This window comes from Microbispora sp. NPDC088329 (assembly GCF_040685655.1).
Classification (GTDB): Bacteria; Actinomycetota; Actinomycetes; order Streptosporangiales; family Streptosporangiaceae; genus Microbispora.
Genome location: NZ_JBFBIP010000010.1, coordinates 180,115 through 201,212, shown reverse-complemented (window position 1 = coordinate 201,212; position 21,098 = coordinate 180,115). Strand labels below are relative to the sequence as shown.

Sequence of the window (21,098 nt, the reverse complement as noted above, 5' to 3'; positions counted from 1 at the left end):
CGACCGCCTGGCCCTGCGTCAGGCGCGCTGAATGAACCCTGGCCGGGACAGCAAGCCGATCGGCGAAGTGCCGAGTCGTGGTGGACCTGAGCAGGAAGGGCGACATGAGCGCGGACGACCCGACAGCGGAGCAGGCATGGCCGGAGCACGCGGCGGCGGTGGTGGGCGTGGGATGCCGCCTGCCCGGCGGCGTCGTGAACCTCGACGGGCTCTGGCAGGCGTTGCGGCAGGGCGCGGATCTGGTCGGCCGGATACCGCCGAGCAGGTTCGAGGCCGATCGGTTCGTCGACGACACCATGCCGAGGCCGAACAGGAGTTACACCCGGGCCGGAGGCTTCCTCGACGAGGACATCACCGTCTTCGACGCGGCCTACTTCGGTATCTCCCCCAAAGAGGCCGCCTCGATGGACCCGCAGCAGCGGTTGCTCCTGGAGATGGCCGTCGAGGCCCTGGACGACGCGGGCATCGATCCGGCCGTGCTGGCAGGCACGGACACCGGAGTGTTCATCGGCATCTCGGATCCCGCCTACGGCACGATGCAGGCGTTGGAGCCGGGCGCCATGGGTCCGTACTCGATGTCGGGGGGAACCCTGTCCATCGCGGCCAACCGGCTGTCGCACTTCTTCGACCTGCGCGGTCCGAGCATGAGCATCGACACCGCGTGCTCGTCGTCGTTGACGGCCGTGGAGCGCGCCTGGCGGTCCCTCGCTGAGGGATCCAGCCGGATGGCGCTGGCCGGCGGGGTCAACCTGCTGCTCGGTCCCGGCCCCTTCATCGGTTTCAGCCAGGCGTCGATGTTGTCGCCGACCGGCCGCTGCCGCGCGTTCTCCGCCGACGCCGACGGGTTCGTACGCGCGGAGGGCGGCGGTGTGGTGGTGCTCAAGCGCCTGGCCGACGCGATCGCCGACGGCGACCGTGTCCACGGCGTCATCGTCGGCGCCGCCACCAACAACGACGGCCACACCATGGGGCTGGCGCTGCCGAACGCCGAAGCGCAGGAAGCCCTGTTACGGCAGGTGTACACCACGGCGGGCATCAGCCCCGACGAGATCGTGTACGTGGAGGCGCACGGCACCGGCACCCAGGCCGGTGATCCGGCCGAATGCCAGGCCCTGGGGCGGGCCCTCGGCAGCCGGCGCACGCGCGGAGTCCTGCCCATCGGCTCGGTGAAGTCCAACCTGGGGCACCTGGAGCCCGCCTCGGGCATGCCGGGGCTGTTCAAGGCCCTGCTGGTGCTCCGGCATCGGATGATCCCGCCCTCGTTGCACGCCACCACGCTCAACCCCCGCATCGACTTCGACGCCCTCGGGCTGAGCGTCACCGTCGGGCCGCGACCGCTGGACGAAGCAGGCGAGCGGCCCGTCGCCGGAGTCAACTCCTTCGGGTTCGGGGGCGCGAACGCCCATGTGGCGCTCGCCGCACCGCCCACACCGGCCGCCGCCGGGGCGGAGGGGGACGAACCGGCGGCACCCCCCGCAGGAGCGCTGCCCGTCGTCGTGTCCGCGCGCAGCCGGCCGGCGCTGCGGGAAGCCGTGGAACGGACCGCCGCGCACCTGGCGTCCCTCGACGAACGGGATTTCTATCACGTGGCCTACACCGCGACCCGGCGGCGCGGCGGCCACCGGCATCGCGCCGTGGTGCTGGCCGGCACCGCCGCCGCGGCGGCGCGGGCGCTGGCGAGCCTGGCGGATGCCCCGGAGCGAACCGGCCCCGCCACCGGTGAATCCGGTACGGGCAGGCGGCCCGGAGCCGGGGACGCGGCGGTGGCGGAGTCGGAGGCGGTGGAGCACGGGCGGGTGGCCTTCGTGTTCTCCGGCAACGGTTCACAGTGGGCCGGGATGGGCGCCGACCTGCTGTCCGACGAGACCTTCCGCTCGGCCGTTGAAGCGGTCGACGCCGAACTGTCCGAGCGGCTCGGCTGGTCGGTGCTCGAGGAACTGTCCCTGCCTGCCGAGCGGGCACGGCTGTCGGCGACCGAAGTGGCGCAGCCGTTGCTGTTCGCCGTCCAGGTCGGCCTGGTGGAGATGCTCAAGGCGGCGGGCGTACGGCCGGGAGCGGTGCTCGGCCACAGCGTGGGCGAGATCGCCGCCGCCCACACCGCCGGCGCCCTGTCATCGGCCCAGGCGGCGCAGGTGATCTCCGAGCGCGGCATGGCCCAGTCGGTCACCCGGGGGCAGGGCCGGATGGCCGCGCTCGGGCTGCCCGAGACCGCGGCCAGGCAGATCCTGGCCGGCTACCCTCACCTGGAGATCGCGGCGGTCAACTCCGACCGCGACGTCACGATCGCCGGACCGGACGAGTCGCTGAAGTCACTGGCGAAGGACCTCGCCTCGCGCGAGATCTTCTTCCGCGAGCTGGACCTGGACTACGCCTTCCACAGCAGCGCCATGGATCCGGTGCGGCGGCCCCTGGCCGAGGGACTCGCCGGGCTGCGGCCGGCCACGGCGCGGATCCCCCTGGTGTCCACGGTGACAGGCGACCTGGTCCGGGGGCCGGAGCTGGACGCGGCCTACTGGTGGCGGAACGTCCGCGAGCCGGTGCGGTTCGACACGGCGGTCGAGCGGGTGCTCGGCGACGGCTTCGACGTGCTGCTGGAGATCGGACCGCATCCGGTGCTGCGCTCGTACCTGCGCCGCATAAGCGGCACCGCACGGGTACGCGCGGCCGTCGTGACCACCTTGCGCCGGCACGAGCCGGGCCCGGCGCGTATCCGCGGCGCGGTCGCCGAACTCGTCGCGGCCGGTGCGCGGCTCGACTGGGATCGGTACTTCCCCCGCCCCGGCGCGGTGCGATCGCTGCCTGCCTACCCCTGGCAGCGCGAACGGCACTGGATCGGAGGTCCGCACACCTGGGTGCAGACCAACATCGACACGACGATCCGGCATCCGCTGCTCGGACAGCGGATGCCGGTGCTGGACCCCACCTGGCAGGGAGAGATCGACCGGGTACGGGTGCCCTGGGTGGCCGACCACCGGGCCGGCGGCGCCGCGGTCATGCCGGCCACCGGATACGTGGAGATGGCCGTCGCCGCCGCCCGGCTAACCATGCCCGACGCCGCCGAGGCCGTGGAAGTGGACAGGGTCGACATCAGCCGGGCCATGGTGGTGCCGTCACAGGCCGACGCCGATCCGGTATACGCGCAGACGTCGCTGTGCGCCGAGACCGGGCGGATCACCGTGGCCAGTGCCGGCCGGCAGGCGGATCAGCCCCGCGAGCACTTCCGTGCCCGGGTACGGCCGCTGCTGCGCCGGACTCCGCCGCCGCTGGACGTGGCCGCGCTGCGCGCTCGCATCGGCACGCGCGTGGACGTGCCCGGCTACTACGCGCGGGCCGCGGAAGGACACATGGTGTGGGGGCCGCGGTTCCAGGTCCTGACCGAGCTGTGGATGGGCGAGCGGGAGGTGCTGGGCGCCTACTCGTGCCCGGAGCAGGGGCAGGGGCGCTATCAGATGCACCCGGTGGTGCTGGACAGCGCGCTGCAGGCCGGCGTGCTGTGGCTGGTGGACTCGCTACGGTCGGGCCGCGGCTACATGCCGGCCGCGATCGGCTCCGTCCGTCTGTGGGGAACGCCCTCCGCGCAGGGGCTGGTGTACGTACGGGAACGTTCCCGCAGCGCCGAGGAGGTCTGCTGGGACATCGTGGTCGCCGACGACGACGGCCGGATCGCCGCCGAAGTGGAGGGCTGCCGGCTGCGCCGGATGCCCGGCGTCCACATCACCCCAGTGGCCCGTTACGAGACGGCGCTGCGGGCCGCGCCCCGGGCCGGCGCTCCAGCCGAGCCGTGGCCGGCCCCCGGTCCCGGGCGGATCCTGTCCGGCGCGGCCGAGCGGATCGACCGGCTGCGCTCGGCGTGGCACGAGCTGCACTACCCGGAGTACGCCGCACGGCTCGAGGAGGTGTTCGCGCACACGCTGGCCGGCGCGCTCGGGGAGCCGACCGGCGGGCGGCCGATCGACGTCGAGGAACTGATCGAGGCATGTCCGGGGGCGCATCACCGGCGGATGATCCGCGCGGCCCTGCCACTGCTGGAACGGCACGGGCTGCTCAAACGGGACGGGCTGCTCAAACGGGACGGGCTGCTCGAACGGCCGGTCGAGGGCCCTCCCCCGATGCCGACGCACGTGGACGACCTGCATCGGGACCTCCTCGCCAGGGGAGCCGCCTTCGCCGCCCAGAGCGCCCTGTCCGTACGCGTCGGCCGGTGCCTGCCCGAACTGCTCGCGGGCCGGCGTGCCGGGTCCGACGTCCTGGATTCGGGCGGCGGTCACGAGCTGATGGAGCAGTTCCACGACATCGGGCCGGTCAACCTGTTCACCAACCGGATCGCCCGGGCGCTCGTCGAGGAGATCGTCCGGCGATGGCCGGCCGACCGGCCGCTGCGTGTGCTGGAAGCCGGCGCGGGGACGGGCGGCACCACCGCCATGCTGCTGCCCGTCCTGCCCGCCGGCCGCACCCGCTACCTGGTCACCGACCTCGCCGAGACGGCGTTGACCCGTCTGCGGCAGCGCTTCGCCGACTTCGACTTCGTCGATTACGCCGTCCTCGACCTGAACGCCGACCCGGTCGAGCAGGGGCTGGCCGCGAGCGGGTTCGATCTCGTGGTCGCGGCGAACAGCCTGCATCTGGCCCGTGATCTGCGCGCCGCGCTGCACCGCCTGTCCGCCCTCCTGGTTCCCGGCGGCCACCTGCTCATCGCCGAACCGCATCGGGTGGGGACCCTGCTGCCGTTCCTCGGCGTGCAGGAGGACTTCTGGGACTTCACCGACGCGCACCTGCGCCCGCGCTCGCCGCTGCTGTCCCGGGAGAAATGGCCGGAGGTGCTCGCGGAGGCCGGCTACACCGGGGTCGTCCAGACCGGCGACGACGACGAACGTGCGGCCGGCGACTTCTCGGTGATGCTGGCCGCCGCTCCGGCCGTCGCCGTGGAGGGCGCTGTGGAAGGCGCGGTGGAGGGCGCTGTGGAAGGCGCGATGAAGGGCGCCGCGGCCGCCGAGCACCCCCTGCCGGACGCCGCAGGCACGTGGATCCTCGCCGACGAGAACGGCACCGGCGCTCTGACCGACGAACTGCGGGCTCTGTTGCGAACGCGGGGCGGCGACGTGCTCCACTCGCCGCTCAGCGACGATCCCGACCACTGGACCGATCGCATCCCGCTCACCGCCCAGACGGTCACCATCGCGATCGTCCTGGGCGGAGCGGACGACAGCGACCCGCGCGGAGCGGGCGGCACCGAGCCGAAGGCGAGCATCGGCACAGAACCGAAGGCGACCGGCGACACAGAGCCGGGGGCGACCGTCGAGCGGATCACCCGGCGGGCCGCGGCGCTGCGGGCCGTCGCACTGGCCTGCGAGCAACTGCCCGAGCACGTCGCGACCGCGGTGTGGCTGGTGGCCCGCCCCTGCGCCGCGCTGCCGGAACCCGACCTCCCCGACGTCCGTCTCCACCCCGAGGACGCGGCGACATGGGGGACGGCGCGCTCGCTGGGCAACGAGCAGCCGCGGCTGGGGATACGCCGGCTCTGCCTGCACCGCACCGGTGACGCCGCACGGGACGCGGGCCGCCTGGCGGCGGAACTGCTCGACCCGGGTGAGGAGGACGAGATCCTGCTGACCCGCCGGGGACGTTTCGTGCCACGGCTGCTCGAGTCGGGCGAGCACGCCCGCGGCCTGCCTGCCGGTTCCGGTGGCGCCTACCGGCTCACGGTGCGCGATCCCGGGCTGTCGTACACGCTGGCCTGGGAGGAGATCCCGATGCCGCGGCCCGAGCCCGACGAGGTCGTGGTCGAGGTGCGGGCGATCGGGCTGAACTACCGCGACGTGATGCACGCGGTGAACCTGCTGCCCACCGAGGCCGTCGAAGCGGTCTTCGGCGGGCACGGGCTGGGCCTGGAATGCGCCGGGATCGTCACCGCCGTCGGCGCCGGCGTCACCGGGACGCGGCCCGGTGACCGGGTCATGGCCGCGGGACCCGTCGGGTTCGCCAGTCACGCGAGGGTCAAGGCCTGGGCGGCCGTCACCGTCCCCGAGGGGATGACCTTCACCGAAGCCGCCACCTTGCCGATGGCGTTCTCCACCGCGCACCATTCGCTGGGATACTGCGCACGCGTCAAGGCGGGTGAGACGATCCTGGTCCACGGCGGCGCCGGTGGGGTCGGCCTGGCCGCGCTGCAGTACGCCCGGCACCACGGAGCCCGGGTGATCGCGACCGCCGGCACCGCCGCCAAACGCGACCTGCTGCTCGCGATGGGAGCCGACCACGTCCTGGACTCGCGCAGTCTGCGTTTCGCCGAGCAGGTCAAGGAGCTGACCGGGGGCCGGGGAGTGGACGTCGTGCTCAACTCGCTGGCCGGTGAAGCCGTCAACCGGGGCGTGGAATGCCTGCGGCACGGCGGCCGGTTCATCGAGCTCGGCAAACGGGACATCTACCAGAACAGGTCCCTGCTGCTGCGCCCGTTCTCCGACAACATCGCGTTCTACGGCGTGGACGTGGGCACCCTCATGTGGAAGGCGCCCGAGCTGATGGCCGAAAGCACGGCGCAGGCCGCACCCCTGTACGAATCCGGGCGGTTCCGGCCGCTGCCGCACACGGTGTATCCGGCCGCCCGTGTCGCCGACGCCTTCGCGATGATGCGCCACTCCCGGCACATCGGAAAAGTCGTGGTTTCCTTCGACCCGTGCGACGAACCGGTCACCGTCCGGCCCCGGCAGGAGGTGCTGCGCCTGGAACCGGAGGGGACCTACCTGGTCACGGGCGGCCTGGGCGGGTTCGGCGCGGCGACGGCTCGCCGCCTCGCCCGGCGGGGCGCCCGCCACCTGGCCCTGGTCGGCCGCCGGGGCGCCGAGGCGCCCGAAGCTCCCGCTCTGCTGGAGGAACTGGAGAGATCGGGGGTGGAGGTCCGCGCGTACGCCGCCGATGTGGCCGACCGCGACGCCATGCGGCGGATCCTGCACGACCTGGACTCCGGCGGCCACCCGCTGCGCGGCGTCGTCCACGCGGCCATGCACCTCGACGACGGCCCGCTCGCCGACCTCGGCGACGACCGGATCCGAGCCGTCCTGCACCCGAAGGTCGCCGGCGCGATGGTGCTGGACGAGCTGACCCGGGATCGGCCCCTCGACCTGTTCGTCATGTACTCCTCCCTCACCACCATCGGCAACCTCGGCCAGACGTCGTACGTCGCGGCGAACCTGTTCCTGGAGGCGCTGGCCCGGCGGCGGAGCCGGCAAGGCCTGCCGGGACTGGCGGCCTGCCTGGGCGCGCTCGCGGAGACCGGGGTGCTGACCCGGGGCAGGCAGGGAGAGGCACTGGCCAAGGCCGGGATCCCGCCGATGTCTCCCGCCCGGGCGCTGGACGCCGTGGAGGCCATGCTCGGCGAGCACGCCGACGTGGCCATGGTCGGCCGCTGCGACTGGGGCCGGTTGCGGCAGGTGCTGCCCGGCCTGCAGCGTCCGTGGCTGTCCCCGGTGCTGCCGCCCGGCACGGAACAGCAGCTGCCCGACCTGCGGTCGCTGCTGGCCGGGATGACCTACGAGCAGACGTACGCGTACATCACCGAGCAGATCACCGGGTTGTTGTCGGGCGTCCTGCTCGTCCCTGCCGACCAGATCGCCGACGACCGGCGGCTGGACGAGTACGGACTTGACTCCCTCATGGCCACCGAACTGCTGACCTCGATCCGGAGCCGGTTCGGCGTCGACATCCCGCCCATGGAGCTGATGCGCAGCGGCGGGACCGTCGCCGACATCGCCCAGAGCCTGCTCATCCGTCTCGGGCTGCGCGGCGACCAGCAGCCCGCCGGTGTGCTCGCCCGTGCGGGAGAGCCGGCCTGAACCAGTGACGGCGGAGCCCGTGCCGCGGCGACGTCCGCGGCCACGGGTCCCTCCCTCCCCCGCCGGCCGTTCAGGTCCGGCACCCAAGACCGGCACAGAAGAGAGGCCTGTGTTGACTCTGCACACCCGGCTGGCCGGGGTGGCCGCCCACCTGCCCGAGACCACGCTGAGCACGGCCGAGCTGGAGGACCGGCTCGCCGCCCGCAACCCGTCACTGGACCTGCCCCGCGGGCTGATCCACGACCACAGCGGAGTCCGGCGCCGGCACGTCGCCCCTCCCCACGAGAAGCCGTCCGACCTGGCGGCACACGCCGCCCGCCGGGTCCTGGAGGACAACGACCTCCAGGCCGCCGGCCTCGACCTGCTCATCTACGCGGGAGTGTCGTCCGACGCCGTCGAGCCGGCCACCGGACACGTCGTGGCGGCCAAGATCGGGGCCTGCTGCCCGGTCTTCGACATACGCAACGCCTGCAACAGCGTGCTGAACGCCATCCAGGTGGCCGACGCGCTGATCTCCGGCGGCCGTCATCGGCGGATCCTCATCTGCTGCGGAGAGCTGCCCACCGCCGGCACACCGTGGACCCTGGCCGACGCCGAGGAGTACGTCACCGTCGCCGCGTCCTACACCGTCTCCGACGCCGGCGCCGCGTTGCTCCTGGAGGCCGGCACCGAACCGGGGGTGCTCGCCCACCGGTTCTCCGCGTACTCCGCCGGATGGCAGGCGGCGGTCTCCGCCGTGGACAACCTCACCAGCGACCCGTGGGCGGACCGGCCCACCATCGGGCCGCTGATCGTCGACTCCGTCGAGCTGGTGCGCGGCATCGAGAACATCGACTACGCCGTCTTCCACAAACCCCTCGCCGATCTCGGGCTGACCTGGGACGACTTCGCGGCCGTCTGTGTGCACCAGGCGACGCTGCCGACGCTGTGGTGGTTCTGCGACCAGGTGCGCATACCGCAGGGCAAAGTCGTCGTCACCATCGCCCAGCACGGCAACCTCGTCGCGGCGACGCTGCTCGTGCAACTGGCGCGGGTGGTCGGGTCCGGACGGGTACGACGCGGCGACCTGGTCGCCCTCGTCGGCCTGGCCAGCGGGGCCAGTGCCGGAATCGTCGTCGTGCGGTGGTGATCCGGTGACCACACAGGCGACCCCTCCCAGCGAATCCGGCCCGAGCGAATCCGGCCCGAGCCGCTCCGGCCCGGCCGAGCCGGCCGGTGAGCTGATCGCCCGCGCCGAGCGGTGGTTCCGCGAGCAGCCCGACGTGATCGCCTGCCAGGTCGGTGGCCGGACCCCGGTGGCCGTCACCTACGGACAGATGTCGCGGTCGGTGGACCGCACCGTCGCGATCCTCGCGGATTCCGGAATCCGCCCGGGCATGCGTACCGGTCTGCTGGTGCCGCCGGGCCCGGACCTGGGCGCGCTGGCCGTCGCCCTGGTGCGGCTTCGCGCGGTACCGGTGCTGGTCGATCCCGGGCTGCCACTCGAGGCCATCAAACGCTGTCTGCGCCAGGCGGCGCCCGAGGCGTTCATCGCGATTCCCGCCGTGCACCTGGCCAGGAGGTTGCTGCGCTGGACGCCCGACGTCCGCGTGTCCGTCACGGTCCCCTCGCGGCGCCTTCGCGGCTCGGCCTGCCTGTCGGACGCGGGGCCGTCGGGCGGGCCCGGACGTGGCCTTCGGCCCGGCGAGCCGGGAGGGTGGCCCTCCGCAGGCCCCGACGACCTGGCGCTGATCGCCTACACCTCCGGATCCACCGGCCCGCCCAAGGGCGTGCCGCTGCGCCACCGGCACCTGACCGCCCAGCTCACCCTGCTGGGCGAACTCGGCACGGTGGAACCGGGAACGCCGGTGTTGTCGACGTTCGCGCCGTTCGCCCTGGGCGCGGCGGCGTTCGGGGCGACGGTGGTGATCCCGGACATGGACCCGCGGCATCCTGTACGGGCCGATCCGGCCGCCCTGGTCGCCGACATCCAGCGGTATCGCGTGACCGGGATGTTCGCCGCTCCCGCGCTGCTGGACCGGCTCGCGCGTCACTGCGCCGCCCATGGTCTGGTGCTGAACACGCTCGGCGACGTGGTGTCCGCCGGGGCACCGCTGCCGATGCCGGTGATGGACCTCCTGCGCGGCTGCCTGCGCGACGACGCGCGGGTGCTGTCGGTGTACGGCGCCACCGAATGCATGCCGGTGGCCGCGATCGAGAGCCGCCTGCTCGCCGGGCACGCCGCGGCCACCGCCGCGGGGGCGGGCACCTGCCTGGGTTCTCCACTGCCGGGCACCGAGGTGCGCGTCATCGCCGTCAGCGACGACCCGATCGAACAGTGGAGCGAGGACCTGGTCGTGCCGCCCGGCACCATTGGAGAGATCGTCGTGGCCGCCCCCACCGTCAGCGACCCCTATCTGGACGATCCGGAGGCGACCGCGCTGGCCCGGATCGGCGACGGGGACCGCGTTTGGCACCGGATGGGTGACGTCGGCCGGTTCGACGAGCAGGGACGGCTCTGGTTCGCCGGGCGCAAATCGGAACGGGTCCGCACCGCCGGCGGTGACCTCTACACCGATCAGGTCGAACCCGTCTTCGCCTCCGTACCGGGGGTCCACCGTACCGCGCTGGTCGGCGTAGGTCCCGCCGGCTCCCAGCGTGCGGTCCTGGTCGTGGAGCGCGAACCGGGATCTCACGACGACGCGCGTGTGACGGCCGCCATCCTGGACACGGCTGCCCGCCATCCGCACACCGCTGCGCTTAGGGACGTGCTGTTCCACCCCGGGTTCCCGGTCGACGCCCGGCACAACAGCAAGATCCGCCGGCACGAGCTCGCCCGGTGGGCCGCGCGACGCGTACGGGCGGGCGGACGATGAGGGTCCTGGTGACCGGGGGCGGCGGCTTCCTGGGAGAGGCCGTCTGCCGGCGGCTGGCCGCCCGCGGTGACGACGTGCACGCACTTCAGCGGCACCACAGCCCCGCGCTGGCGGCTCTCGGGGTCACCCAGCACCTGGCCGACGTCCGCGACCGCGCGGCGGTGCTGGCCGCCGTCGCCGCGTGCGAGGCGGTCGTGCACTGCGCCGCGAAGGCCGGCGTACACGGACGGGACCGGGACTACGAGGAGATCAACGTGTCGGGGACGCGGAACGTGCTGGACGCCTGCGCGCGTCACGGGGCACACCTGGTTCACACGTCCTCACCGAGCGTCGTCCACGACGGGCGGGATCTGGAGGGAGTGGACGAGTCCGCGCCCTACTCCCGCCGTTTTCCCGCCGCCTATCCCCGGACCAAGGCCGAAGCCGAACGGCTCGTCCTCACCGATGCCGCGGCCGGGCGGGTGACGGCGGTCGCGTTGCGTCCGCATCTCATCTGGGGACCGGGAGATCCGCACTTCCTGCCCAGGCTGGTGGCACACCGCCGCCTGCTGTGGCTGCTCGGCGAGGCGGACAAGACCGTCGACACCGTCTACATCGACAACGCCGCCGACGCCCACCTGCTCGCCCTCGACCGGTTGCGTCCCGGTTCGCCGCAGACCGGCCGGGCCTACTTCATCACCCAGGGCGAGCCCTGTGGTTTCGGGGAATGGCTCAACCTGCTGCTGCGCGCCGCCGGGTCGCCCCCGGTGACACGCCGGGCACCGGCCGGACCGGTCCTGCAGGCGGCCCGGCTGCTGGAGCGGGCTCGCGGGCTGCCGTGGGCGCGGCGCCTGCCACCACTGATGTTCCTGGTGGAGCAGGCCTCGACGGCGCACTGGTTCGACATCTCCGCGGCCCGTCGCGACCTCGGCTACCGGCCCCGGGTGAGCATGGCGGAAGGACTGGCCCGGCTCGCCGCCCACCTGTCCGCGCAGAAGATCCGGTGACCGTGTTCCCGGATTATCCGTTCACGTCCCGATGGTTCGCCCATGCGCGTCGTGACGGCCTGCGCCAGCACTACCTGGACGAAGGAGTGGGACAGCCGGTGCTGTTCCTGCACGGGAACCCGTCCTGGAGCTACCTGTGGCGGCGGCCGATCCTCGCGCTGCGCGAGGAGTTCCGCTGCATCGCCCCCGACCACATCGGCATGGGTCTGTCGGACAAGCCGGGAACCGACCGGTATCCCTACGACCTGGCCGCCCGCGTGGACGACCTGGACGCCCTGACCGGACACCTCATCGCCGACGGCGCCCCCGACCATGGGTGGACACTCGTGCTGCACGACTGGGGCGGGCCGATCGGCATGACCTGGGCCTGCCGCCACCCCGGCCGGGTCGCCCGCCTGGTCCTGCTGAACACCGCGGCCTTCCCCAACCCGTACGGCGAACGCGTACGCCCTCTGCTGCGGCTGCCGTTCCGGGTGCTGCGCGACACCCGGCTCGGCACCCGCCTGTTCCTGCGCCACAACCTCTTCGCCCGCGGCGCCACCTGGCGGCCGCTGGGGGTCCGGCGCCGGATGCCCGCTCCGGTGCGCTCGGCGTTCCTGACCCCCTACGACCGGCCCGAGCACCGCGTGGCCATCCAACGCTTCGTCCAGGACATCCCGTTGCGCCCCGGCGACCCTTCCTGGCCCGTTCTCCAGAGCACCGGCAGGTCGCTGGCGCGGTTCGCCGACCGGCCGACGTTGATCGCCTGGGGGATGGGCGACCCGGTCTTCGACCGCGCCGTGCTGGCCGAATGGCTGCGGCGCTTTCCCGCCGCCCGGACTCGCCTGTATCCCGGCGCGGGCCACTACCTGCTGGAAGACGCCCACGCCGACCTCGTCCCCGCCATCCACTCGTTCCTGCGCCATGAGCGGTGACGGCGGGAGGTCCGGCGCCGTCGATCACAGGTGGCCGTCGCCTGACTGTTCGTGCGGCAGCAGGTATCGCCAGGAGAGCACGAAGACCACCCCTGAGCGGGTCGTGAAGAGCGACCGGCCGTACTCCTGCCCGGCGGGAACCGCCTTGGTGATAGCGTTCGCCGCCGCCCCCTCGACGTCCTTCCGCCAGACCGGCTCCACCACGCCCGAAGGCTCCGGAACGCCCTCGGGCCACGGCGACGGCCTGCCCTCCGCCGACGGGGCCTCGTCGGCGACCATCCGGACGCGGGTGGCGACGTAGTCGGCGCCCTCCGCGGCGGCCCGGGTCGCCAGGCCCTCCATCAGCTTCTTCGCGTCCACCAGTCGCCTCGGGTAGAAGTCCGCGAGCTGCTCCAGGGCCGGGACCCGCACCTCCAGCATCTTCCCGTCCTTCCCCCGTACGCCGAGGACGGTGTCGGGCAGGTCCGTCACCGACGGCGCGCCCGGCTTCGGCTTCGCGGTCGGCGACTGCCCGGCCAGGAACTCCTCCATCCGCGCGACCACCTCGCCCACCTCGGCATCGGTGAGCGTCATCCGCTTGCTCGCGTCGACGATCACCAGGCCGTCGCCGTACACCATCACTCTCGGCGGACGCAGCGCGTTCATGGTCGCGGTCACGAACCCGCCTTCCGCGCCCCAGAAGGCCACCGGCGTCACCGGCCCGTCGTCGGCCGCGGCCGCCGACGTCTCCGGTTCCACTCCCCCACAAGCCGCGGTCAGCGCCGCCACCGCCACGAGCACGATCATGCGCAGTCTTCTCATGCCTCACACCACGTAAGCGTTCTCACCGTGGTTCATCCGAAGCCCGCAAGCGTCGTTCGGACGATGATCACCTTGCGCATCTGATCGTCGATCGGCCGGTCAGCCCTACGCCTTGGTGAACTCTTGAACAATTCACAATCGAGCTGTTACCGTCACGGACCAACCTTGAAGGCTGAATTCAGGGCGATTCAGGACTTTCAGCGCCGAAGCCAGCCAGACCGCGGCGACGGTGCCGCGGTCTCACCGTTCTAGGAGCAACGCATGCAGCATGCCCTGCCCAAGCGACGCCTCGCGGCCACCGCCGCGGCGTTCGCCATGGTGGGTGCCGCCTTCCTCGGAGGCGTGACCGACTCGGCCAGCGCGGCCACCACCGACGAGCCGACGTCGACACCGGTCAACGTGGACATCCCCGACGGGATGCTCATGAGCTACGTCGTCAACGCCCGGATCGCCAACCCCGGCCAGACTCGTCTCGTCGAGCGCGCGGTCGAGGCCGCCGGAGGTGTCGTCGTCCAGTCCTGGCCCGAGATCGGTGTGGTCGTCGCCCACTCCGACCGCGCGGCCTTCCGCGTGAACGTCACCGCCAAGGGTGGCAACGCGGTCGCCTCCGTCGGCGCCACCCGCACGGCCGGGGTCTCCGAGGGGACGCCGGCCGACCTGGCCGCGCCGTGGGGCCCCGGCGCCAACGGGTACAAGCAGGGCGCCAAGAAGCCGGTCAACGGGGACATCCCGTCCGACCCGCAGCCGGGTGGGAGCCTCGACCCCAACGAGGGCGTCCAGTGGGACATGCAGATGATCAAGGCCCCGCAGGCGCAGGCGATCTCCGACGGCAACCGCAACGTCCTCGTCGGGGTGCTCGACAGCGGCATCTCGCCGACGCACCCGGACCTCAAGGCCAACATCGACGTCGCGAACTCGGTGAACTGCAGCAACGTCGGCCGTCCGGATCAGACGCCGCTGGCCTGGCGCCCGACGACGAGTGACCACGGCACGCACGTCGCCGGCACCATCGCCGCCGCCCGCAACAACGTCGGCATCGTCGGTGTCGCGCCGAACGTGCGCATGGCGTCCGTCAAGGTCGTCAACGACGACGGCTTCATCTACCCGGAGTACGCCGTCTGCGGCTTCATGTGGGCGGGCCTGAAGCACATGGACGTCACGAACAACTCCTACTACGTCGACCCGTTCGAGTTCTGGTGTGACGACCAGCCCGACCAGGCCGCCAGCAAGGAGGCCGTCCGGCGTGCCGTGCAGTGGGCCACCAAGCAGGGCGTCGTCAACGTCGCCGCGGCGGGCAACTCCAACTACGACATCGCCAACAAGACCGTGGACACGGGGAGCCCCAACGACGCGCCGAAGCCGACCGCGCGCACGATCAACAGCGGCTGCAACGACATCCCGGCCGAGTTCGACGGCGTCGTGACGGTCGCGTCCCTGCAGCGCGTGGGCACCACGCTGGACAGCGTCCGGTCGTCCTTCTCCAACTACGGCCTCGGCAAGATCGACGTCGCGGCTCCCGGCTCGTCGATCTACTCGACGACGTGGAACACCCGGACGGGGGCCGACGGCTACGGCACCAAGAGCGGTACGTCGATGGCGAGCCCGCACGTCGCCGGCGTCATGGCGCAGATGAAGTCGGCCCACCCGTCGTGGTCGCCGGCCCAGATGATCAGCGAGCTCAAGGCGCGGGCCGTGCCCAAGCCGTGCCCGCCGAACACCGCGGCCTGCACCGGCACCGCCGACGACAACGGCTTCTTCGGCGCCGGTGTCGTCGACACCCTCGCGGCCGTCAAGTGAACTGACTCTGGCATCACCTGAGCGACATCACCCGCTGGGCCTGCACTGTCATGACGGTGCAGGCCCAGCGTCATACGGCGACGTCCCGCGCCCGTCGACGGCGGGCGCGGGACGACCTTCTCGGGCTTCGCGGACCCGGCAGGGTCAGCGGGCGGTGCGGGGCAGCGTCTGGACCAGCCCGACGACGGCGGCGGCCAGACCGACCAGGAGAGCCAGGCCGAGAGCGAACGCGTGCGGGTAGTGAGCCGGAGCGGGAGCGCCCAGGGCGCCGTAGAAGACCATCCCGACCAGTGCCACCCCGATCGCACCGCCCGCCTGCTGGGCCGTGCTCAGGACGCCCGAGGCCGCGGCGGCGTGCCGGGGATCGGTGCCGGCCAGGACGATCGCGGGCAGTGGGGCCATGATCAAGCCCATTCCCGCGCCGGCGACGAGCAGGCCCGGGATGATCCACGCGACGGGACGCCCGGTGCCCAGGGCCGAGGCCGTCTCGGCCAGAGCCGCATACCCGAGTGCGACGACCAGGGCTCCCACGGTGACGACCTGGCGGCCGAGCCGGGCCGCGACCCGTCCGGACAGGGCCGAGGAGGCGAAGTAGCCGAGGCCGAGGGGAAGGAAGATCAGGCCGGATCCGAGAGCGTCCAGGCCGCGGCCCTCCTGCAGGTAGAGCGCCAGGACCAGGAAGAACGAGCCCGTCGTCATCGCGTAGATCAGACTGACGACCACACCGGCGGAGAACGAGCGGTGCCGGAACAGCGCCGGGTCGATCAGGGGCGCCGCCGTCCGGCGCTGGTGCAGGGCGAAGGCGGCCAGGAGGGCCACGGCGGCGGCCAGGCAGAGCCACGCCCATGCCGGCCAGCCCTGCTGCCGGCCCTGTACGAGCGGGTACACGATGGCAACCAGGCCCAGGCAGACCAGCGCGGCGCCGGTCAGGTCCAAACGGGCCCCAGTGGCCCGTGATTCGGGGATCAGCCGCCGGGTCAGCAGCAGAGTGACCGCGCCCACCGGGACATTGATCAGAAAGATGCTGCGCCAGCCGAGGCCGGCGATGTCGGCCCTGATGAGCACGCCGCCGATGAGCTGCCCGAAGACGCCGCCGAAGCCGAGGGCCATGCCGTAGGCGTTGAACGCCTTGGTGCGGTGCGTGCCGGTGTAGAGGGTGTTGATGATGGCGAGGACCTGCGGCATCAGAAGAGCCGCCCCGGCACCCTGGGCGACCCGGGCGCCGATGAGGAACCCGGCGGTCGGGGCCTCGCCGCAGGCGGCCGAGGCCAGGGTGAAGACGGCCAGGCCGATCGAGAAGAGCCGCCGACGCCCGTACAGGTCACCCAACCGTCCGCCGAGGACGAGCCCGGAGGCCAGGGCGACGCCGAATCCGGCGACGATGAACTGGATCGCCGACGGGCTCGCGTTCAGCTCGCGCTGTGTCGCGGGAATCGCGACGTTGACGATGAAGAAGTCGAGGGTGGTGATGAAGACACCGGTGAGGAGCACCAGCAGGCTTCCCCACCCGGCGCTGCTGCCGGTCGCCGCGACCGCTGTCGATCGCGGTGACGTTATGGTCGTCATGTTCTCCTCCTGCTCGCGCCGTTGCACGCTCAGGTTCGCCCGGGGTAGGGCATCACAGCGATTACGCGTGAGGTCATGAAGCCCGTGCGACGCGCCGAGCGGGGCCGCCACCCCGCCGCACATCACTGATTTTTATCCCGTGCAACGCGGCCGTCTCGAAGTACGAGGCGAACCGCGGTCTCGCCGTTCTCCAGGCACGGGCGACGATGCGTAGACGGCGATGGTCGGCCATTCCTATCTGTCCCTTTTCACGTAGCCGGCCTGAAACGCGGCCGTTATCGGCTCGGGCGTTCAGCTCTTCGGGCTTCCGGAGGTCCCGAGCCCCGGCAGCGCGTACGCGTCCATATCCTCAACCGAACCGGTCTGCTCAATAAAGGCCGTTGCCCGGCGCTTATCCGATGTGCTAGGGTCCCCCGCCATGGCCGTTTTCGGGAATATCAATGGGTGGCGGACGAAGATTTTCGTCTGGCTCGGACTTCCGGTTATCGCTGTCGGCGGTCTGATTTTCGGCGCTTTCGATCTGGTGCCGGCATGGCAGGCCAAGGCTGGAAACGGCACACCAGGCGCATTCACAGCCATGCACCAGGAATGCGGACGCCGTAACTGCACCTGGCATGGCGATTTCGCCACGTCCGAGGGTGGCGTGCAGAGGACCGGCGTCATTCTTTACGACGAACCCGACGGGCTGTCGGAGGGGAAAACCGTTCCGGCGCGTGACACGGGTGCCCGCAACGGGGTGTTCTCCGCGGCAGGCGGGTCGACCTGGCTGCTTCTCACCGGATTCGTCGCCGCTGGTGCGGTCGCCGGGGTGGCCTGGATCGTCATCGTGGCGCGTTCGATCAGGAGGCGGCGCCCCGCGCCTGAGCCGGCGTGAGGTTACAGATTCTTCGCCCGGCCTTCATACGCCGCGCACCAAATTCACGAGCATGCGGACGCCGATTTCGACGCCATCGCCCGTCTTACCGGACAACCGGTGCGCCGAATCAGCTGACTGAACCGGCAGTGAGACCTACGGGGCCCGCTCGCCAGATCACCTCATCACCACGGCCACGTCGTGGTCCTGAAAGATGGAAAGAATAACGTCGTAGTAGGTTGAGGGCTCGTCCGGGCCATCAAAGGGAGTCGCCGGCGAATCCCGAGCGATCTGGAAATCATGCCAGATCGATGTGAACGGCGTCCGCGCCCCGAACCTCCCGCGCAGGCAGTCGTTCAGCGCGTCGAGGTCGCAGCCGAAGTACCCACCCGGTCCGTTGATCGCCTCTCCGATCGCAAGGTAGAAGCCGGCCTTGTCGGTGACGTGCGATCCATTGAGGTCATACGTGCGGCCTGGCGGACGATCAGGCTGTCTTGTCCGCCACCGGCGCTGAAGACGGACAATGGTCAGCCATTCCTCTCTTGCCATACCTGGGCATGAAAAAACGCCCCGGGGCGTTTTGGCTGTTCAAGGGTGGCGGTCAGGGGCGGGGCGAGCTGCCGACCTTTCGCTTTTCCGGCAGACCGACCGCCCTGCTCCGCTCGACCGACTCGAGGCCAGAAGGCTGTGGACGGCTGCCGTGGTGTGCTCGTGGTGGCCGACGTTGTCGTCACCGTTGTCGTCCCCCGGAGGGGGCTTTCAGTCATCCGTGATTGCGGCGTCTCGATGGAAGGAGCAGGCGAGACCGGCGTCGGCGGGTGCGGGCGGGACTGCGCCGGCGGGCCAGGGGCGGGCGTTCAGGGCCTCCAGGGCCTGGCGGGCCATGGCCAGCTTCTCGTAGACGAACAGGACCGGGTGGCCGGCGGCCATCGTGACCGCGATGCGCAGGGCGGCCTGCGGCCCTTCTGCGGTGGCGAGGCCGATGCCGGGCCGGGCCCGGCGCATGGCCGCGGTGATCAGGCCGGTCATCTCGCCGGGCCGGCGGCCGCGCTTGTCGGCGTCCTCGTAGACGACGATCCGACCGAACCACGCCGCGACGGCCTCGGCCGAGTGAGCCACCAGATCGTCGCGGCGGTCGCCGGGCAGCGTGATCGCCGCCACGGGCTCGCCACCCCAGACATCGCTGATCATGCGGCCGGTCGCGTCGAGCGCGGCGGCGTTGTGGCCGTAGTCCAATATCACCGGGCCGCCGCCGGCCAGGTAGACGTGGCCGCGCCCCGGGTTCAACTCGGCCGGCGTGAACGTTCTCAGCGCGCGCCGGATGTCCTTGGCGCTGACCCCGAGCCCGCGGCAGGCCGCCACCGCGGCCAGCGCGTTCGCGATCACGTGCGGGGCGAGCCCGCCGTACGCGCCGGGCAGCTCGGCCACGCCGAGCAGCGCCCGCTCCCGGTCCGCATCGAACTCGACCAGCTCGCCGTTGCGAAGCTCGTAGGCCAGCCCGCCCGCCCGCCGGTGCCGTTCGATGACCGGGTTGCCGTTCACCAGGCTGAAATACCTGATCACGGACGCACGCCCGCGCACCCGCGGCCGGTCGGCGAGCGCGGCGACCAGCGGGTCGTCGGCGTTCAGCACCACGGTCCCGCCCTCGCGGACCTCCTCGGCGACCAGCGCCTTCACCTCGACCAGCTCGTCGAGATCTTCCACGCCGTCCGTGCCCAGGTGGTCGGCGGTGATGTTGGTGACCACGGCAACATCGGCCTGGTCGTAGCCGAGCCCACCGCGGATGATCCCGCCGCGCGCCGTCTCCAGCACCGCGGCCTCGATGCTGGTGTCGTCGAGCACCATGTCCGCGGACCGCGGGCCCGAGGCGTCGGCGTCGTAGACCAGCCGGCCGCCGGAGTAGACCCCGTCCGTGGTGGACATCCCCACCCGCATCCCGGCCTTGCTCAGGATGTGGCCGATCATGCGGACCGTCGTGGTCTTCCCGTTGGTCCCGGTGACCGCGACGACCGGGACCCGAGATGGGGCGCCGGGCGGGTACAGGCTGTCGATCACCGCGCCGGCCACGTCTCGCGGCGCCCCCTCGGCCGGGGACAGGTGCATCCGCAGCCCGGGGCACGCGTTGATCTCGATCACGGCCCCGGGCTCAGCCCCGCCGTGACCGGCCCCGCCGCACCGCATCGGTGCCGCGATGTCGGCCAGCCGCACGTCGATGCCGCAGACGTCCAGGCCGACCACGGCCGCGGCCCGGCGGCACATGTCGGCCACGTCCTCGTGCACCAGGTCGGTCACGTCGCGGCTGGTTCCGCCAGTGGACAGGTTCGCGTTCCGGCGCAGGGTCACGAGCCGGCCGCGGGCCGGGACCGACGCCGGGCCCAGGCCCTGGGCCTCCAGGTGCGCGAGCGCGCACTCGTCCAGTTGGATCTTGGTCAGCTCTCGGGAGTGGCCCTCGCCCCGGCGCGGGTCGGCATTCACCACGTCGACGAGTTGGGTGATGTCGGAGGCACCATCGCCGGTCACCGAGGCCGGCCGCAGCTCGGCCGCGGCCACCACCTGGCCGTCGACCACCAGCACCCGGTAGTCGGTGCCGGGCACGAACTTCTCCACGATCACGCCCTCGCCGTCGGCCGCCGCCTGGGCGTAGGCCGCGGCCGCGGCAGCGGCGGTGGTCACACCGACGGTCACATTGGCACCGTGGCTGCCCTGGAGCGGCTTGATCACGACCGGCCCGCCGAGCCGGGCCAGCGCCCCCGCGGCGTCGGCCGCGCTCCAGGCCACAACCCCATTGGGCACCGGGATGCCCGCGTCGGACAGCAGCTGCTTGGCCAGCATCTTGTCGGCCGCGATGTCCACGCCGATGACCGACGTCTGCTCGGTCAGCGCGGCACACACCAGCCGGCGATAGCGCCCGTATCCGAGCCGCAGCATGCTCAGCCGGCCGACCCGGCGGACCGGTATCCCCCGGCGGCGGGCCGCGCCCGCGAGCGCGGCCGTGCTCACGCCGAGGCGCTCCCGCTCCACGACCCGAGCGATCCTGGCCAGTTCGAGCGGCAGGTCGGGGATGCGCTCAAGGAGAATGTGCTTGACCGTGGTGATGGCCAATTCCAGCAGCTCGGCCGGCACCGAGGACTGCGCGGGCTCGTCCTGCGGGCACTCGGTCATCACGTCGTAGCGGCCGTCGGCGCCGGCCCACATGGTCCGGCCCAGGTACACGTCGCGGCCCACCAGGCTGGACAGCTCCAGCGTCACGTGCTCGGTTACGTGGCCGAAGTAGGTGCCCCGGGCCATCGCCTCCAGGAACCCGCCCGGACGCCCGGCCGCGCAGTGGTGCTCGGCCACCCCGGGCAGGGCCGCGGTCAGCCGCCCGGCGAAGCCCGGGTACTCGGTGGTGTTCCGGCCGGTCAGCTCCTCGAGCTCGAGCCGCGCGACGGTGACCGGCCGGGTGCTGAACGAGTTGGGTCCGCTCAGGTGACGCAGGTCGTCGAGACGCACGTGAC

General features: G+C 72.1%; 11 protein-coding genes. 7 read left to right on the top strand and 4 right to left on the bottom strand.

The features are described from left to right. The first annotated feature begins 104 nt into the window (after positions 1–104). The 5 genes from AB0O28_RS20800 to AB0O28_RS20780 all read left to right on the top strand — a co-directional run bounded on the left by AB0O28_RS20800 (position 105) and on the right by AB0O28_RS20780 (position 12,584). Complete coding sequence (locus AB0O28_RS20800) at positions 105–7,829, top strand: SDR family NAD(P)-dependent oxidoreductase (RefSeq protein WP_363642457.1); 7,725 nt, start codon at positions 105–107, stop codon at positions 7,827–7,829. 109 nt (positions 7,830–7,938) lie between these two features. Next, positions 7,939–8,958, top strand: a complete 1,020-nt coding sequence (locus tag AB0O28_RS20795) for a 3-oxoacyl-[acyl-carrier-protein] synthase III C-terminal domain-containing protein (protein ID WP_363642455.1) — start codon at positions 7,939–7,941, stop codon at positions 8,956–8,958. Positions 8,959–8,962: 4 nt separating this feature from the next. Further along, positions 8,963–10,684 (top strand): fatty acid CoA ligase family protein, encoded by a 1,722-nt coding sequence (locus AB0O28_RS20790; RefSeq protein ID WP_363642453.1) that lies wholly within the window; start codon positions 8,963–8,965, stop codon positions 10,682–10,684. Beyond that, positions 10,681–11,670: an NAD-dependent epimerase/dehydratase family protein gene (locus AB0O28_RS20785; protein WP_363642451.1), complete on the top strand. Its 990-nt coding sequence runs from the start codon at positions 10,681–10,683 to the stop codon at positions 11,668–11,670. The genes AB0O28_RS20790 and AB0O28_RS20785 overlap by 4 nt, the downstream gene beginning before the upstream one ends. Continuing rightward, positions 11,667–12,584 (top strand): alpha/beta fold hydrolase, encoded by a 918-nt coding sequence (locus AB0O28_RS20780; protein ID WP_363642449.1) that lies wholly within the window; start codon positions 11,667–11,669, stop codon positions 12,582–12,584. Before AB0O28_RS20785 ends, AB0O28_RS20780 begins: the two co-directional genes overlap by 4 nt. Positions 12,585–12,608: 24 nt before the next feature. On the opposite strand, the gene AB0O28_RS20775 is transcribed toward AB0O28_RS20780, so the two are convergent. After that, on the bottom strand, positions 12,609–13,385 hold the full coding sequence (locus AB0O28_RS20775; RefSeq protein WP_363642447.1) for a hypothetical protein: 777 nt from the start codon (positions 13,383–13,385) through the stop codon (positions 12,609–12,611). A gap of 261 nt (positions 13,386–13,646) precedes the next feature. Between AB0O28_RS20775 and AB0O28_RS20770 the strand changes: the two genes are divergently transcribed. After that, on the top strand, positions 13,647–15,182 hold the full coding sequence (locus AB0O28_RS20770; protein WP_363642445.1) for a S8 family serine peptidase: 1,536 nt from the start codon (positions 13,647–13,649) through the stop codon (positions 15,180–15,182). 144 nt (positions 15,183–15,326) lie between these two features. Here the strand turns inward: AB0O28_RS20770 and AB0O28_RS20765 are convergent, their stop codons facing one another. Then, positions 15,327–16,748, bottom strand: a complete 1,422-nt coding sequence (locus AB0O28_RS20765) for an MFS transporter (protein WP_363642443.1) — start codon at positions 16,746–16,748, stop codon at positions 15,327–15,329. Positions 16,749–17,166: 418 nt separating this feature from the next. On the opposite strand from AB0O28_RS20765, the gene AB0O28_RS20760 reads away from it, so the two are divergent. Then, positions 17,167–17,622, top strand: coding sequence for a hypothetical protein (locus tag AB0O28_RS20760; protein WP_363642441.1), 456 nt, complete (start codon positions 17,167–17,169; stop codon positions 17,620–17,622). Positions 17,623–17,778: 156 nt separating this feature from the next. Here the strand turns inward: AB0O28_RS20760 and AB0O28_RS20755 are convergent, their stop codons facing one another. Both AB0O28_RS20755 and cphA read right to left on the bottom strand, forming a co-directional pair. Further along, positions 17,779–18,150: a barstar family protein gene (locus AB0O28_RS20755; RefSeq protein ID WP_363642439.1), complete on the bottom strand. Its 372-nt coding sequence runs from the start codon at positions 18,148–18,150 to the stop codon at positions 17,779–17,781. 210 nt (positions 18,151–18,360) lie between these two features. Then, a complete protein-coding gene (gene cphA, locus AB0O28_RS20750; RefSeq protein WP_363642437.1) occupies positions 18,361–21,093 on the bottom strand; it encodes a cyanophycin synthetase in 2,733 nt (910 codons plus the stop codon). Positions 21,094–21,098 lie beyond the last annotated feature (5 nt).

Excerpts from the sequence above, each read along its gene's own strand:
- AB0O28_RS20800 (WP_363642457.1), top strand. The coding sequence starts at position 105 with ATGAGCGCGGACGACCCGACAGCGGAGCAGGCATGGCCGGAGCACGCG.
- AB0O28_RS20785 (WP_363642451.1), top strand. The coding sequence starts at position 10,681 with ATGAGGGTCCTGGTGACCGGGGGCGGCGGCTTCCTGGGAGAGGCCGTC.
- AB0O28_RS20775 (WP_363642447.1), bottom strand. The coding sequence starts at position 13,385 with ATGAGAAGACTGCGCATGATCGTGCTCGTGGCGGTGGCGGCGCTGACC.
- AB0O28_RS20770 (WP_363642445.1), top strand. The coding sequence starts at position 13,647 with ATGCAGCATGCCCTGCCCAAGCGACGCCTCGCGGCCACCGCCGCGGCG.
- AB0O28_RS20765 (WP_363642443.1), bottom strand. The coding sequence starts at position 16,748 with ATGACGACCATAACGTCACCGCGATCGACAGCGGTCGCGGCGACCGGC.
- AB0O28_RS20760 (WP_363642441.1), top strand. The coding sequence starts at position 17,167 with ATGGCCGTTTTCGGGAATATCAATGGGTGGCGGACGAAGATTTTCGTC.
- AB0O28_RS20755 (WP_363642439.1), bottom strand. The coding sequence starts at position 18,150 with ATGGCAAGAGAGGAATGGCTGACCATTGTCCGTCTTCAGCGCCGGTGG.